We start from the raw sequence: 15384 nt of genomic DNA, 5'->3' as shown, positions 1-15384 counted from the left end.
AACTCTCTATCATTTCCCACAGGATTGGCTCCAACCAGCAATATTGCGGTTGAACATGGCCTCTGTGGGAGCTGGCGACAGCCTGCGATGAGGCCGGTGCAGGCGTGCGCGGAGCCTTGGACTTCCCCATGGCTCGCGATGGTGGTCTGTCAGGCTGCCTCTGGCTCGCAGCCCTTCAATACCAGGCGGATGATGGTCTCGGCCGCCGCTTCGTAATCACTGTCGGCAAGCTTGGCCTTGCCGGTAATCACTGCAATCTGCCAGTCGAAATCGGCGTAGGTCTGGGTCGCTGCCCAGATGCTGAACATCAGGTGGTGCGGGTCGACATGGGCGATCTGCCCGCGCTCGATCCAGCGCTGGATGCACTCGATGTTATGCCGGGCCTGCTCGTTGAGCTGCTCGACCTGGCTGGACGACAGGTGCGGCGCGCCGTGCATGATCTCGCTGGCGAACACCTTGGAGGCATGCGGCAGGTCGCGGGAGATGCGGATTTTGGAGCGGATGTAGGCGCTCAGCACTTCCTTGGGGTCGCCATCGGCGTTGAACGGCGTGGAAGCCTGCATGATCGGCGCAATGATGCTTTCAAGCACCTCGCGATACAGGTTGTCCTTGGACTTGAAGTAGTAATACACGTTCGGCTTGGGCAAACCCGCCTTGGCCGCAATATCACTGGTTTTGGTGGCGGCGAAGCCCTTGTCGGCGAATTCTTCACTGGCCGCGCGCAGGATCAGTTCCTTGTTGCGCTCGCGAATGGTGCTCATTGTCAGGGGTCTTCCTCGTGTCTGGCCCCCTGCATACGGGGTCCGGCATGGTAGCACCCGCCCGGACGGGCGCTCAAGGCAGCGTCTTTGGGCTAGAATTGCGCCCATTCGACTCTCTCTGGATGCAAACGAACATGGCAGCAAGCAGCTTACTGGTACTGATCGACGATATCGCCACGGTGCTCGACGATGTTTCGTTGATGACCAAGGTGGCCGCGAAGAAGACCGCAGGGGTGCTTGGCGACGACCTGGCGCTCAATGCCCAACAGGTTACCGGGGTGCGCGCAGAGCGGGAAATCCCGGTGGTGTGGGCGGTGGCCAAGGGCTCGCTGTTGAACAAGGCGATCCTGGTGCCCGCAGCGCTGTTGATCAGCGCGTTCATCCCTTGGGCGGTAACGCCATTGCTGATGGTCGGCGGTGCCTACCTGTGCTTTGAAGGTTTTGAAAAGCTTGCGCACAAGTTTCTGCACAAAAAGGACGATGACGCCGCCCAGCATGAGGCGCGCAAACAGGCGTTGGCCGACGCCAAGGTCGACCTGGTGGCGTTCGAGAAGGACAAGATCAAGGGCGCGGTGCGTACCGACTTCATCCTTTCGGCAGAAATCATCGCCATTACCCTGGGCACGGTCGCCGATGCCCCGCTGACCCAGCAGATCATCGTGCTGTCGGGCATTGCGGTGGTGATGACCATCGGCGTGTATGGGCTGGTAGCCGGTATCGTCAAGCTCGACGACCTTGGCCTGTGGATGACGCAAAAGGCTTCGAAGCTGAGCCGCAGTATTGGCAACGGCATCCTGCATGCGGCGCCGTACATGATGAAGACGCTGTCGGTGGTGGGCACTGCGGCGATGTTCCTGGTCGGTGGCGGTATTCTGGTGCACGGCATCGCGCCGCTGCATCACGCCATTGAAGCGTTCGCCGATGGCCGGGGTGGGGCGATGACCGGGGCGCTGCTCAATGGCGTGGCCGGGGTGATTGCGGGGGCTGTGGTGCTGGCGGTGGTTACAGTGGCTGGCAAGCTATGGAAGGCGCTGCGACCTGGCGCCTGAGGCCATAGGATGCATGAAGGCTGCTTTTGTGGGCGGCACAGTTATGTGCAGGCCTGTAAGGGCCTCATCGCAGGCTGGCGCCAGCTCCCACAGGAGTCTGCGCCAGGCCTCGATATTGCGGCTGTGCGCAACTCTGTGGTAGCTGGCGCTAGCCTGCGATGAGGCCCTAACAGGTTTGTACAAAACGATAGAATCCGACGCTTCATAAATCAGTTATTTAGCGTTTGCTGCATGTGCTTAGAAGTGCACTTTCACCAAGAAACTCATGGTGTTCTGGTCGGTGGTGAACGCGTCGCTATCCTTGATGCCGTACTTGTTCTTCCAGTAGTCGTATTCCACACCCACGTACAACTGCTTCTCGCCCAGGTGCAATGCCTTGCCCAGGTCATATTTGATCTGCGGGTTGAAGTGCAGGTTGGCCTGGTAGGTGCCACGGCGGTTCTCGTCGTTGTCCACCACCCAGTCCATGAAACCGTCGATGAGGATGTCGGACGAACCGACCGGCACGGTGTACGACCACACCGGGGTGATCTGCCAGACGTTGTCGCCGGCGCGGCTGCCATCGGTGGTGCGCTGGTAGAAGTTCAACTGGAAATAGTCGAAACCAGGGATCGCCAGGTCGAAACCTGGGCCAATCAGGTAAGACTCGGTATCACCCTCGCCAAACTCGTAGGTCATTGCCAACAGCACGTCCTTGACCGGGCCGAATTCGATCTTCTGGTCGAAGATCTTGCCGAACGACAGGCGCGGGCTGAATTCGCCGTAGTAGGTGTTCGGGCCGTTGCCGGCGTCTTTCTTGCCCTGGTAGAAGATCTTGTCGACGAACAGGAAGTTGTCGCCGTATTTCCAGGCGTCGGCGTGCTCGAAGGTCACGGTCTGCTGGATGGCCGGGTTGACCTTGAAGTTCTTGCCCCATAGGTAGGTCAGGCTGTTGTTCTGCCACTGCAGCAGGTCATCGGCCTGGGCGGCGCCACAGGCCAGCAGGCCGCCAGCGAGGATAAGGCTGTTGGTGATACGCATGTTTCGCTCCCTTGAGTTGGATCTGTTGTCAGCGCTCGAGCGCTGTTTTTGTCTTTTGAGTCAGCTTTTTTCGATTGGCCACAGCTGTTTGGCAAGCGTTGCGCGGGCCTCTTTCCGGGCCTGCTGCAACGGTCCTGCTCGACGGCTTTCTGAACGGATGAAAATGGCTATTTCAGGCTGGCAACACGTTGGCCGACTGCCTGTTTTTATTGACCGGGCAGTCAGCAAACGCGGGCAGGTTCCGTCCTGCCCCGATCGAGGGGGCGCGCAGATTACTCACTTGCGCGCCGGGCCTCAAGTGCTCCGTCCTGGAGCGGGGTATTTCGGGCTTGCGATGCTTCAAAAATGCACTTTCACCAAGGCACTGGCGACGCTCTGGTTGCTTTGCAGGCTGCCACGGCTGTCGATGCCGTACTTGTCCTTCCAGTAACTGTACTCAAAGCCCACATACAGCTGCTTGGCGCCGATGTTCAGCGCCTTGCCCAGGTCGTATTTGACCTGCGGGTTGAAGTGCAGGTTGGCGTGATAGGTGCCCCGGCGGTTCTGGTCGTTGTCGGTCACCCAGTCCATGTAGCCGTCGATGAGAATGTCCGACTTGCCCACCGGCACCGTATACGACCAGGCCGGGGTGATTTGCCAGACATTGTCGCCAGGGCGCGCGCCTTCGGTGTTGCGCAGGTAGAAGTTCAGGGTGAAATAGTTGAAGCCGGGCACGCTCAGGTCGAAACCCGGGCCGATCAGGTAGGCCTCGTTGTCGCCTTCGCCGCGCTCGTAGGTCATCGCCAGCAGCACATCCTTGACCGGGCCGAAGGCGAACTTACGGTCGAAGATCTTGCCCAGCGACAGGCGCGGGCTGAACTCGCCGTAATAGGTGGTCACGCCTTTGCCTGGGTCGGCCTTGCCGTTGTAGAAAATCTTGTCGATGAACAGGAACGTGTCACCGTATTTCCATTTATTGGCGTGTTCGAAGGTGATGGTTTGCTGGATGTCGGGGTTGACCTTGAAGTCCTTGCCGTACAGGTACGTCAGGCTTTCGCCGTGCCACTGCAGCCATTCACCGGCCTGCGAGGGGAGGGTGGCCAGCAGGCTGCTGCCCAGAACGAAAGACGTTGTCATATGCTTCATGTGATGAGTCCCTGCTTATTGTTTTTGTGCGTTGGGCCTTTTGCGGGGCGCAGCCACCCCCACGCGGTCAGGCGTGCGGGCGGTTTACGCGGCAAAGGGCGTCAGTGCTGGTGACAGGCGTCGTTGTGGGCCGCGCGGCCGGCGCCGCCAAGAATGTTGAACAGCACGTTCAACACCAAGGCGCTGAGGGTCGCCATGGCGATGCCGCTGTGGGTGATCGGCTCCATCCATTGCGGCATCTGGGCGAAGAAGTCCGGGCGCACCACCGGAATCAAGCCAAAGCCCACGCTCACCGCCACCAGCAACTGGTTGCGCCGGTCGCTGATGTCGGCCTCCTGGAGGATCTTGATGCCGGTGGCGGTGACCATGCCGAACATGGCGATGGAAGCCCCGCCCAGCACGGCCGGTGGGATGGAGGCAATCAGGTAGGCGGCCTTGGGCAGCAGGCTGAGCAGAATCAGCAGGGCGCCGGCAACCACAGTGACGTAGCGGCAGCGCACCCCGGTCATCTGCACCAGCCCGATGTTCTGGGCGAAGGAGGAGTGGGTGAAGGTGTTGAAGAAGCCGGCCACGAACGAGGCACCGGCATCGCACAGCAGGCCACGGCGCAGCATGCCAGGGGTGACTTCACGGTCGGTGACCTTGCCCAGGGCCAGGAACATGCCGGTCGACTCGACGAAGATGATCACCACCACCAGGCACATCGACAGGATCGGCGCCAGGCTGAAGGTCGGCATGCCGAAGTGCAGCGGGGTCACCACCTGCAGCCAGGGCGCCTGCGCAAGGCCCGACAGGTCGACCATGCCGATCGAGCCTGCCAGCACGTAGCCCAGGCCCATGCCCAGCAACACCGAGACATTGACCCAGAAGCCGCGCATGAAGCGGTTGATCAGCAGAATCACCGCCAGTACCAGGCCTGCGACCATCAGGTAGATCGGCGAGCCGAAGGTTTGTGCCTCGTGCCCGCCACCGGCCCAGTTGACGGCAACCGGGAACAGCGAAAGGCCAATCGAGGTAATCACGGTGCCGGTGACCAGTGGCGGGAAGAAACGCACCACTTTGGACATGAACGGTGCGATCAGCATGCCGAAGAAGCCGGCCGCAATGGTCGCGCCAAAGATGCCCTGCAGGCCAACGCCGGGCATGCCGGCCATGGCCACCATGCTGCCAACGGCCGCGAAGCTGGCGCCCATCATCACCGGCATGCGGATGCCGACCGCACCGATGCCGAAGGATTGCACCAAGGTGGCGACGCCCGCTACCAGCAGGTCGGCGTTGATCAGAAAGGCCACTTCTTCGCGGGAAAGGCCCGCGGCCTGGCCGATGATCAGCGGCACGGCAATGGCGCCGCCGTACATCAGCAGAACGTGTTGCAGGCCTACCAGAAACAGTTGGAACAGGGGCAGGGGCTGTCGCGGCGGCGCAACCGGAATGTACGCCTTGGGTGACTCGGACATGCAGCACCTCGAGTTTTGTTTTTATTCTCGGATCCAAGCGGCAAGCCTCAGGCGCCAGGCTTCGATGGGAAGCCTGTGGTGCGCGCCTGAAGCCTGGGCTCGATGCTTGCTTGTTGCTTAGGGTCTGTCTGAAATGTATCTGCATTTCAGACAGACCCTAGAGCTTGCGGGCATTTCGCGGGGCAAGCCCGCTCCTACAGAAAGCGGGCTTGGCCGACGGGCGTGGTCAGTTGACCTGGGCGCCTTTGGCGATCCAGTCGCCGACCAGCTTGCGTTCCTCGACAGTCATCTGGGTGATGTTGCCCAGCGGCATGATCTGGCTGGCCACGGCCTGGGCCTGGATGCGTGCGGCCTGGGCCTGGATCTGCTGCGGGGTGTCGAACATCACGCCGCCCGGCGCTGCGCTGAACAGTGGGCTGGTGGGTTTTGACGAGTGGCACACCGTGCAGCGTTCCTGGATCACATTGTGGATCTTGTCAAAGCCTGCGCTGGCTATCGGAGCGCTGGCCTGGGCTGGCGGCTCGGGCTGCGTGGCAGGTTTGGCCGCTTCCTCGGCGCGCAGTTCGGCGGCGGTCTTGCCGCCGACGGCGGTGGCCGGCAGGGGCTGGTACTCGACCTTGGCGGCGGCCTGTTCGGGGGCGGTTGGCAGCGGCTTGGGGCCGGTGACATAGGCCAGGCAGATCATCGCCAGGGCACCGACTGGCAGGGTCCAGGCGTACTTGTTGCTGTCGTGGCGTGTGTTGAAGTAGTGGCGGATCAATACCGCCGCTACCGCAATGCCAGCCAGGATCAGCCAGTTGTACTGGCTACCGTAGGTGCTCGGGAAATGGTTGCTGATCATGATGAACAGCACCGGCAGGGTGAAGTAGTTGTTGTGGCGCGAGCGCAGCAGCCCTTTGGCCGGCAGCAGCGGGTCCGGGGTCTGGTTGTTCTCGATTGCCGCCACCAGTTGGCGCTGCGCCGGCATGATGATGCGGAACACGTTGCCGACCATGATGGTGCCGATGATCGCGCCGGTATGCAGGTAGGCGCCACGGCCGCTGAACACCAGGCTGAAGCCCCAGCATGCGGCGATGATCAGCACGAACAACACGGCGCCGAGCAGTGCCGGGCGCTTGCCCAGGGGCGAGTCGCAGAGCAGGTCGTAGATGAACCAGCCGGCAATCAACGAGCCAATACCAATGGCCACGCCTTCGGCACCGCTCAGGGTGCTGCCGGGGGCGAGCAGGTACAGGGTCGGGTTCCAGTAGAACACCACGCACAGCAGGGCGATCCCGGACATCCAGGTGAAGTAGGCTTCCCATTTGAACCAGTGCAGGTTCTCGGGCATTTTCGGTGGAGCGAGCTTGTATTTCTCCAGGTGGTAGATACCACCGCCGTGGATGGCCCAGAGATCACCCGACAACCCATCGCGCGGGTTGCTGCGGTTCAGGTGGTTCTCCAGCCAGACGAAGTAGAACGATGCGCCGATCCAGGCGACACCAGTGATCATGTGAACCCAGCGAATGCTCAGGTTCAGCCATTCGTGAAGGTGTGCTTCCACAGTATGTACCTCTTGCCGGGCACCCGTTCAGGCATTGCAGGCAGGCGTGCGCGCAACTACAGGGCAGCGAACAGTCTGACCTGGTCGCTGCTGCAAACCGTGCTTGCCGCCTCTGGATGACCGACCTTCTCTTATTGGTGGGGATTGAGGATCAACATCTGTTCCTCGGGGAAGTAATGCTCATCGCAGTTGTTGCCAGAACCACTGCGATCAACCACCAGGAAGTCATCCCGCTTTTCGATCGTCAGCACCGGGTGGTGCCAGACGCCGCGATGGTAATTGATGCCCTGCCTGCCGTTACTGCGGAAGGCTCGGACCAAACCTGATACAGGTGCATCGCCAAGTGGCGCGACCACGATCAGAAAGGGGTTGCCGAGCAGCGGAATGAAAGCCTGGCTGCCCAGCGGATGGCGTTCAAGCATGCGTACTGTCAGCGGCATGTCCAACGCGTCGGCGCGGAAGATGCTGATGATCGCCTTGTCTTCAGGCTCGGCGGTTTCGACCGTGGCGAGCTTGTGAAAGCGCATGGTCGAGCCGTTGTTGATCATGAAGTGGTCGCTGCCATCGGTTTCGATCACGTCACCGAACGGGGCGAAAGCTTCTTTGGTCAGGGGCTCGATCATCAGGGTGCGCATGGGGTTATCTCTTCTAAGTTCGTTGTTTTTCTGGTTTGGGTCGGGGCGAGGTGGCCTGGACCTTACAGCTGCAGCAGGCGGAACAGCGCGATCAGGTTGATCTGCGCCAGGGCTTCCTTGAATTCGGCATCCTGGTCGTTATGGATGCGCTTTTCGAAGGCGGCAAGGATCTGGTGCCGGTTGCTGCCCTTGACCGCCATGATAAACGGGAAGCGGAACTTGGCCTTGTAGCTGTCGTTGAGCTCGGTGAAGCGGGCGAATTCTTCGGGGGTGCATTGGTGGATGCCGGCACCGGCCTGCTCGTTGGTGCTCGACTCAGTCAGCTCGCCCTGTACCGCTGCTTTGCCGGCGAGGTCCGGGTGGGCGTTGATCAGCGCCAATTGCTCGGCCTGGCTTGCGCTGAGCAGGATGTCGCTCATGCGCTGGTGCAACACCTCGATTTCGTCCAGTTCGGCCAGTTGCCCCAGGTCATAGGCTTTTTCGGCAACCCACGGCGAATGCTCGTAGATGTCGGCAAAGGCCTCGACGAAGGCGGCGCGGCCGAGCGTGGAAGGCTTGAGGGTCTTGAAGGCGGTCATCAGGCGTTCTCTTTCTTGTACGGGTGGGTTGCGTGCCAGTGGCGGGCGATGTCGGCGCGACGGGCGAACCACACCTGCTCGTGGCTTTTTGCGTAGTCGACGAAGCGCTTGAGCGCGGCCAGGCGTGCCGGGCGGCCGACCAGGCGGCAGTGCAGGCCGATGGAGAGCATCTTCGGCGCCTCGGCGCCTTCTTCGTAGAGCACGTCGAAGGCATCCTTTAGGTACTGGAAGAACTGCTCGCCGCAGTTGAAGCCCTGCACCTGGGTGAAGCGCATGTCGTTGGTGTCCAGGGTGTAGGGGATCACCAGGTGCGGCTTGCCGGTGGGGTTGTTCGGTTCCCAGTAGGGCAGGTCGTCGTCGTAGGTGTCGCTGTCGTACAGAAAACCGCCTTCTTCCATGACCAGCCGGCGGGTATTCGGGCCGGTGCGGCCGGTGTACCAGCCGACCGGGCGCTCGCCGGTGATTTCGGTGAGGATGCGGATGGCTTCGAGCATGTGCTCGCGCTCCTGGGCCTCGTCCATGTACTGGTAGTCGATCCAGCGATAGCCGTGGCTGCAGATTTCGTGGCCAGCCTCGGCCATGGCGCGGATGACATCCGGGTGGCGCTGGGCGGCCATGGCCACGGCAAACACGGTCAGCGGCACGCCGCTGTCCTTGAACAGCTTGAGCAGGCGCCACACGCCTGCGCGGCTGCCGTATTCGTAGAGCGATTCCATGCTCATGTTGCGCACACCCTGCAGGGGCTGGGCCGCGACCATTTCAGAGAGGAAGGCTTCGGACTCTTTGTCGCCGTGCAGCACGTTGCGCTCGCCGCCTTCTTCGTAATTGAGCACGAAAGACAGCGCAATGCGGGCATTCCCCGGCCATTGCGGGTGAGGAGGGTTGTTGCCGTAACCGATCAGGTCGCGAGGATAGTCAGCGCTCACTGCAGTCTTCCTTCTTGTGCGTTGGGGCGGGGTGGGCGTGCCGCGTCGGGATGTCGCACCACCGGATGGGTTGATTGTATACAACTTCTGAAATCATTTGTAATCCTGTTTTTCAGCATTTCTTCCCATCTGTCGCGCAGAAAAGCCTTGCAAGAAACCTGCCCGGTTGGTCAGATAAAGCGTCTCCCCCCGCCATGGTTGCTGCATTGGCGACGTTTGGCACCTTTATAGGGCGAGGCTGCTGCAGGGCGGTGCAGGGTTCAGAAAATTGTGTACAATTTAAATCGAAACTGTCTTAATGGTGCCATTCCCGCACACCACAGGCCCCGTGCCCGTTGGCTGGCGTGTATTTTTTGCCCACGCATACGACTAGAGGCGACAAGCAAATGGGACGTTTGACCACACACGTACTGGATGCCGCGCATGGCTGCCCGGGCAGCTCGATCAAGGTCGAGTTGTACCGTGTCGAAGGCCAGCAGTTGGAACTGGTGACTACCGCGCTGACCAACAGTGATGGCCGTGTCGATGCGCCGCTGCTGCAGGGTGATGACTACCGCACCGGTGTCTATCAGTTGCAGTTCAGTGCCGGCGACTACTACCGCGCCCGCGGCGTTGCGCTGCCGGGCACGGCGTTTCTGGACGTGGTCGTGCTGCGCTTTGGCATTGATGCCCAGCAGGAGCACTACCACGTGCCGCTGCTGATCTCGCCGTACAGTTACTCGACCTATCGGGGAAGCTAGTTGGTCGCTAGAAGAATCTTCGTAGGTCTTTAGCCCGCCCCCACACTGGCGGGCTTTTTTTCGTCTGGGGTTTTGTAGGGCGAACCACTCGCTCTTGATCTTGATCTTGCTTCTAAGCGCGCGGTAGCTCAGGCAACGCAGAGTGCGACTTCAGGAGGCCGAACGCAGGGCTTGCGTAGGGAGGTGACGGCCATGGATGGCCGTCAAGCGCCGATCGGGCCAGGGACGGCCCGTCGGCGCGTCCTCCCGGAGCAAGCCCGGAGTGAGGGAATCCCGCCACGGGCGGGACTGATGATGGGAGCAGGCGGTTTTGGTTACTTTGGCCGGGGGCGCCTAGCCAAGAGCAAAGTAACCCGCCGTAAGGGCGCAAAGGTGACTAAGCGTCGGCATCACAAATGAATGCGCATAAACATCTCAAAACCACTGCGAGGAAAACCACAGTTCTCAACCAGCCTGTACGGGCCTCATCGCAGGCTGTCGCCAGCTCCCACAAAGATCGCGTCCGACAGTGGTATCTATGCCGGATTCCCACAAAGACCGCGTCCGACGGCGGTATCCATGCCGGACTCAAACCGTCTATGACCGGCTTTCACAGCAGGCCTGCGTCAAAGAAACACAAACTTGGCAATAAAGATCCCACACAGCACCCAAAGGCTCGCCGAGATTTCCTTGTACTTGCCGGTCCCCGCCTTCAACACCACATAGCTGATGAAGCCCAGGGCAATACCATCGGCCACCGAGAAGGTCAGCGGCATCATGATCAACGTGACGATGGCCGGAATGCTGTCGGTGGCCTCATCCCAATGAATGTGCGCCATGCTGCCCATCATCAACATTGCAACGTAGATCAGGGCACCTGCCGTGGCATACGCCGGGATCATCCCCGCCAGCGGCGCGAAGAACATCGCCGCAACGAACAGCACGCCCACCACCACTGCAGTGAGGCCGGTACGCCCGCCGGCTGCCACACCAGCTGCGCTCTCTACATAACTGGTGACCGGCGGCACGCCCACTGCGGCGCCGAACACGCTCGATGCGCTGTCGGCCTTGAGCGCGCGCGACAGGTTCTCGATACGCCCGTCAGCGCTCACCAACCCTGCGCGCTGGGCAACCCCCATCAACGTGCCTGCGGTGTCGAACATGTGCACGAAAAGAAACGCCAGCACCACGCTGATCATGCTGACGTTGAACACACCGGCTACATCCATGGCCATCCAGGTGGGCGCAAGGCTCGGCGGCATCGACATCACGCCGTTGAACTGCACCAGCCCCAGGCCCCAGCCGGCCACGGTCACGCCGATGATGCTGATGAGAATGGCGCCAAACACCCGTTTGTAGCTGAGGATCGCGATCAACAGGAAGCACGCCGCCGCCAGCAGCGGCGCCGGCTCGTGCAAGGAGCCCAGCTTGATCAGCGTGGCCTCGCTGGCAACGATGATGCCGGCGGTCTTCAGCCCGATCAGCCCGAGAAACAGGCCAACCCCGGCACCCATGGCATGGCGCAGGCTGACCGGGATGCTGTTGAGCAGCCATTCGCGCACCCGCGAGAGGGTCAGGAACATGAACAATACGCCCGAGATGAACACCGCGCCCAGCGCCGCCTGCCAGGTGTAGCCCATGGTGCCGACCACGGTATAGGTAAAGAACGCGTTTAGGCCCATGCCCGGCGCAAGCCCCACCGGCCAGTTGGCATACAGCCCCATCAGCAGGCAGCCGAGGGCGGCAGCGATGCAGGTGGCGACGAACGCTGCGCCGTGATCGATGCCGGCGTCGGCCATGATGTTGGGGTTGACGAAGATGATGTACGCCATGGTGATGAAGGTAGTCACCCCGGCGATCAATTCGGTCCTTACAGTGCTGCCGTGTTGCTTGATCTTGAAGATCCGCTCCAGCCAGCTGGTTTTGAGCGGCGGGGCGAGATCCAGTGCGGGGGCTTCGGATTTGCGGCTTTCCACAGCGAGTACTCCTCAATCTTTCTTGTTGTGCGAAGCCTGGTCCTGAGCGGGGCACTTGGGGGCTTCGTGGGAGAGGTGTGGCAAACAACCGACCACTTTGTTGACTTATGGGTCAGGAAGTCGCTCGATGGATTATGCTTTTGTGTACAAAGAATGCAAATAATGTTTTATCTTTCCTGCGCACAATTGCCCGTACAACGGCTATATAGCTAAAAGGCCCCCTGCAGAAACGGGTCAGCCTGTGTACAATGGCGCCATACCTTGGCCAGTAATCCATCCCCGGACTTGCCAGCCACCCGTTGACTGGCGTTACAGTCACGGTCCGATTGGCAGATCCTTCGTGCTCGAGAGCCCATGAACGAACAGCTGCAACCTCTGAAAAAACCTGCGCGCCCTGGCAAGGCCGGCCGCAGCGGTACCCAGGACGACATCGTCTACGCGCACATCTTCGAGGCGATTCTCGAACAGCGCCTTGCGCCGGGCACCAAGTTGAGCGAGGAAGCGCTGGGTGAAATCTTTGGCGTAAGCCGCACCATCATTCGCCGTGCGCTGTCGCGCCTGGCCCATGAAAGCGTGGTGCTGCTGCGGCCCAATCGCGGTGCTGTGGTGGCCAGCCCTACGGTGGAGGAGGCGCGCCAGGTGTTCTTCTCCCGGCGCATGGTCGAGCGCGCCATTACCGAGCTTGCCGTGCAGCACGCCACCCATGAGCAGCTCAACGAACTGCGCCAGATGGTTCAAGAGGAGCGCGACAGCTTCTCGCGGGGTGACCGCGGTGCGGGTATCCGCCTGTCCGGCGAGTTCCACCTGAAGCTGGCCGAGGCCGCCGGCAATGCGCCGCTGGTGAGCTTCCAGCGCAGCCTGGTGTCGCAGACTTCGCTGATCATTGCCCAATACGAAAGCGGCAACCGCTCGCACTGCTCGTATGACGAGCACATGCAGCTTATCGACGCCATCGAGGCCCGGGATGCGCAGCAGGCGGTGAGCCTGATGATGCACCACATGGACCACATCGACAGCAAGCTCAACCTTGACGAAGAAAGCGCCTCCGATGACCTGCACGCGGTGTTCTCGCACCTGCTGAAAAAGCCCAAGGCTTCTGCCAAGGGTTGATCGTTTGCCTGGCCCCGGCTTTGCCGGTGGTCGCGGCACAAGGCCGCTCCTACAGTAGGGCGCAGGTGGCACGGCACAAACCCATTCCGGTGTAGGAGCGGCCTTGCGCCGCGAACACCGGCAGAGCCGGTGCCAGCCTGCCCTATCTCAGCGCTGGTGCACGCAGCGGCCAGCAGCGTAGGTTTCGCGTACGGTGCGGTCATCACCCAGCGTGGTGAGCACGAACAACGTCTCTTCAATGCTGGTGGACTGCTGGATGCGGTAGTCCAGTAGCGGCGTAGCCTTGTAATCCAACACCACGAAATCGGCATCGTTGCCAGGGCGCAGGCTGCCGATACGGTCGTCCAGGCGCAGCGCACGCGCGCCACCCAAGGTGGCCAGGTACAGCGACTTGAACGGGTGCAGGCGCGCGCCCTGCAGCTGCATCACCTTGTAGGCCTCGTTCAACGTATTGAGCAACGAGAAGCTGGTGCCGGCGCCGACGTCAGTGCCCAGGCCCACATTGACCTTGAACCGCTCAGCCTGCGGCAGGTTGAATAGCCCGCTGCCCAGGAACAAGTTGGAGGTGGGGCAGAACGCGACCGCTGCGCCGGTTTCGGCCAGGCGCTGGCACTCCTCGTCGCACAGGTGCACGCCGTGGGCGAACACCGAGCGCTCGCCGAGCAATTCGAAGTGGTCGTACACATCCAGGTAGCCGCGCTGCTCGGGGAACAGTTCTTTTACCCAGTCGATTTCCTTGAGGTTTTCGGACAGGTGCGTGTGCAGGTACACGCCCGGATGCTCCTTGAGCAACTGGCCCGCCATGCGCAATTGCTCTGCGGTGCTGGTGGGGGCGAAGCGCGGCGTCACGGCATAGTGCAGGCGGCCCTTGCCGTGCCAGCGCTGGATCAGCGCCTTGCTGTCGACGTAGCTGCTTTCGGCGGTGTCGGTCAGGTAGTCGGGGGCGTTGCGGTCCATCATCACCTTGCCGGCGATCAGGCGCAGGTCCAGGCGCTCGGCTTCCTCGAACAACGCATTCACCGACTGCGGGTGCACACTGCCAAATACCAGGGCAGTGGTGGTGCCGTTGCGCAGCAGCTCCTGGAGGAAGATCTTCGCGACTTTGTCGGCGTGGGCCTTGTCGGCGAACTGCTTTTCGCAGGGGAAGGTGTAGGTATTGAGCCAATCCAGCAGTTGCTCGCCATAGGAGCCGATCATGCCGGTCTGCGGAAAGTGGATATGCGTGTCGATGAAGCCCGGGGTGATCAAGGCGTCCTGGTAATGCACCACGTCAATGTCGGCATCCAGCGTTGGCAGCAGGTCGGCGGCATGGCCCAGGGCCTTGATGCGGCCATCGTCAATCACCAGCAGGCCGTCCTCGAAGTATTGCTGCGAGGCCTCAAGGCCCACTTCGGCAGGGTCGGCGATGCTGTGCAGGATGGCGGCGCGGTAGGCTTTGCGTGTAGCGGTCATTGAATACGCTCGTCAGAGTGCTTGGCTGCGCCGGGACGGCGGCAGCAGTTGGGCAATGGGGCCTGCGTTGGCGCCAGCGTCATGCTGGCCGAAGCAGGCGTTGTAGGTGGCGATGATTTCGCCGGCGATGGACACGGCGATCTCGATGGGCAGCTTGCCTTTGACCTCGGCCAAGCCCATGGGGCAGCGCATGCGTGCCAGCAGCGCATCTTCGAAGCCGCGTTCGCGCAGGCGGTGCTCGAACTTGGCGCGCTTGGTCTTCGAGCCGATCAGGCCGAACCAGGTGAAGGCGTTGCGCTTGAGAATGGCGGCGGTGAGTTCCAGGTCGAGCGCATGGTTGTGGGTCATGACGATGCAGTAGCTGCCGGCTGGCAGCGTGGCGACTTCGTCGACCGGCTCTTCGCTGATGACCTTGCTGACCCCGGCGGGGATGTGCTCGGGGAACTCCTGCTCGCGCGAATCGATCCAGCGCACCCGGCAGGGCAGCGCGGCGAGCAAGGGTACCAGAGCCCGGCCGACATGGCCCGCACCGAACACGGCGATCTCGGCCTGTATGCCGGTCATCGGCTCGAACAGCAGCACGGTCACGCCACCGCAGCACTGTCCCAGGCTTGCGCCCAGGTTGAAGCGCTCCAGGTGCGGGGTGCTGCGCCGTTCTTCGAGCATCTGCCGGGCGATGTGCAGCGCCTTGAATTCCAGGTGACCGCCGCCGATGGTGTCGAACAAGGCGCTAGCGCTGACCACCATCTTGGAGCCTGCATTGCGCGGGGTGGAGCCGCGCTCTTCGATGATGGTCACCAATACGCAAGCTTCGCCACGGGCTTGGTGGTCGGCGAGGGCGTTGATCCATTGGTGCATGTTATGAGTCCTCGGCGTGATCTGGCGTGGGATATTTCAGGGTTTTGTGCAAGCCTGTTCTCGCCAGGCATATCTCCTTGTGGCCAGTTTCCTTGTGGCGAGCGGGCTTGTCCCGCGTTGGGCTGCCAAGCAGCCCTGATACCCAAAGGCAACCCTCAGGGCTGCTGCGCAGCCC

14 protein-coding genes are annotated in these 15384 nt (G+C 61.6%); 3 read left to right on the top strand and 11 right to left on the bottom strand.

Annotated features, from left to right (window positions below):
* Nucleotides 1-149 precede the first annotated feature (149 nt).
* Nucleotides 150-761, bottom strand: coding sequence for a TetR/AcrR family transcriptional regulator (locus HU720_RS21860; RefSeq protein ID WP_186522813.1), 612 nt, complete (start codon nt 759-761; stop codon nt 150-152).
* A 134-nt stretch (nt 762-895) separates the two neighbouring features.
* Here HU720_RS21860 and HU720_RS21855 point away from each other — a divergent pair, with 134 nt between their 5' ends.
* Nucleotides 896-1810 carry a DUF808 domain-containing protein gene (locus HU720_RS21855; RefSeq protein ID WP_186522811.1) on the top strand — a complete coding sequence of 305 codons (915 nt, stop codon included), beginning with the start codon at nt 896-898 and terminating at the stop codon, nt 1808-1810.
* 237 nt (nt 1811-2047) lie between these two features.
* On the opposite strand, the gene HU720_RS21850 is transcribed toward HU720_RS21855, so the two are convergent.
* From HU720_RS21850 to puuE, 7 genes are all read right to left on the bottom strand, one after another.
* A complete protein-coding gene (locus tag HU720_RS21850; protein WP_186522809.1) occupies nt 2048-2830 on the bottom strand; it encodes an outer membrane protein OmpK in 783 nt (260 codons plus the stop codon).
* Between the two features lie 339 nt (nt 2831-3169).
* Nucleotides 3170-3955 carry an outer membrane protein OmpK gene (locus tag HU720_RS21845; RefSeq protein ID WP_186522807.1) on the bottom strand — a complete coding sequence of 262 codons (786 nt, stop codon included), beginning with the start codon at nt 3953-3955 and terminating at the stop codon, nt 3170-3172.
* Nucleotides 3956-4056: 101 nt separating this feature from the next.
* Nucleotides 4057-5412 carry a nucleobase:cation symporter-2 family protein gene (locus HU720_RS21840; RefSeq protein WP_186522805.1) on the bottom strand — a complete coding sequence of 452 codons (1356 nt, stop codon included), beginning with the start codon at nt 5410-5412 and terminating at the stop codon, nt 4057-4059.
* Nucleotides 5413-5638: 226 nt separating this feature from the next.
* Entirely contained in the window at nt 5639-6955 is a 1317-nt protein-coding gene (locus tag HU720_RS21835) for a urate hydroxylase PuuD (RefSeq protein WP_186522803.1), read from the bottom strand.
* 131 nt (nt 6956-7086) lie between these two features.
* Nucleotides 7087-7590 carry an ureidoglycolate lyase gene (locus tag HU720_RS21830; RefSeq protein ID WP_186522801.1) on the bottom strand — a complete coding sequence of 168 codons (504 nt, stop codon included), beginning with the start codon at nt 7588-7590 and terminating at the stop codon, nt 7087-7089.
* A 62-nt stretch (nt 7591-7652) separates the two neighbouring features.
* Nucleotides 7653-8168 (bottom strand): 2-oxo-4-hydroxy-4-carboxy-5-ureidoimidazoline decarboxylase, encoded by a 516-nt coding sequence (gene uraD, locus HU720_RS21825; protein WP_186522799.1) that lies wholly within the window; start codon nt 8166-8168, stop codon nt 7653-7655.
* Nucleotides 8168-9094, bottom strand: coding sequence for an allantoinase PuuE (gene puuE / locus HU720_RS21820; RefSeq protein WP_186522797.1), 927 nt, complete (start codon nt 9092-9094; stop codon nt 8168-8170). Before puuE ends, uraD begins: the two co-directional genes overlap by 1 nt.
* A gap of 386 nt (nt 9095-9480) precedes the next feature.
* On the opposite strand from puuE, the gene uraH reads away from it, so the two are divergent.
* Nucleotides 9481-9834, top strand: coding sequence for a hydroxyisourate hydrolase (gene uraH, locus HU720_RS21815; protein ID WP_186522790.1), 354 nt, complete (start codon nt 9481-9483; stop codon nt 9832-9834).
* Nucleotides 9835-10439: 605 nt separating this feature from the next.
* On the opposite strand, the gene HU720_RS21810 is transcribed toward uraH, so the two are convergent.
* Complete coding sequence (locus HU720_RS21810) at nt 10440-11759, bottom strand: NCS2 family permease (protein WP_189659899.1); 1320 nt, start codon at nt 11757-11759, stop codon at nt 10440-10442.
* A gap of 384 nt (nt 11760-12143) precedes the next feature.
* On the opposite strand from HU720_RS21810, the gene HU720_RS21805 reads away from it, so the two are divergent.
* Complete coding sequence (locus tag HU720_RS21805) at nt 12144-12899, top strand: GntR family transcriptional regulator (RefSeq protein ID WP_186522784.1); 756 nt, start codon at nt 12144-12146, stop codon at nt 12897-12899.
* 147 nt (nt 12900-13046) lie between these two features.
* On the opposite strand, the gene guaD is transcribed toward HU720_RS21805, so the two are convergent.
* Together guaD and xdhC are read right to left on the bottom strand one after the other, a co-directional pair.
* Nucleotides 13047-14351, bottom strand: coding sequence for a guanine deaminase (guaD, locus tag HU720_RS21800; protein ID WP_186522782.1), 1305 nt, complete (start codon nt 14349-14351; stop codon nt 13047-13049).
* A 12-nt stretch (nt 14352-14363) separates the two neighbouring features.
* The gene (gene xdhC / locus HU720_RS21795) at nt 14364-15209 is read right to left on the bottom strand and encodes a xanthine dehydrogenase accessory protein XdhC (protein ID WP_186522780.1); all 846 of its coding nucleotides are present in this window, start codon (nt 15207-15209) and stop codon (nt 14364-14366) included.
* Nucleotides 15210-15384 lie beyond the last annotated feature (175 nt).

The organism is Pseudomonas sp. SWRI51 (assembly GCF_014268825.1).
Taxonomy (GTDB): Bacteria; Pseudomonadota; Gammaproteobacteria; order Pseudomonadales; family Pseudomonadaceae; genus Aquipseudomonas; species Aquipseudomonas farsensis.
The sequence above is the reverse complement of the archived record's forward strand: the minus strand, read 5'-3'. Positions and strand labels throughout refer to the sequence as shown.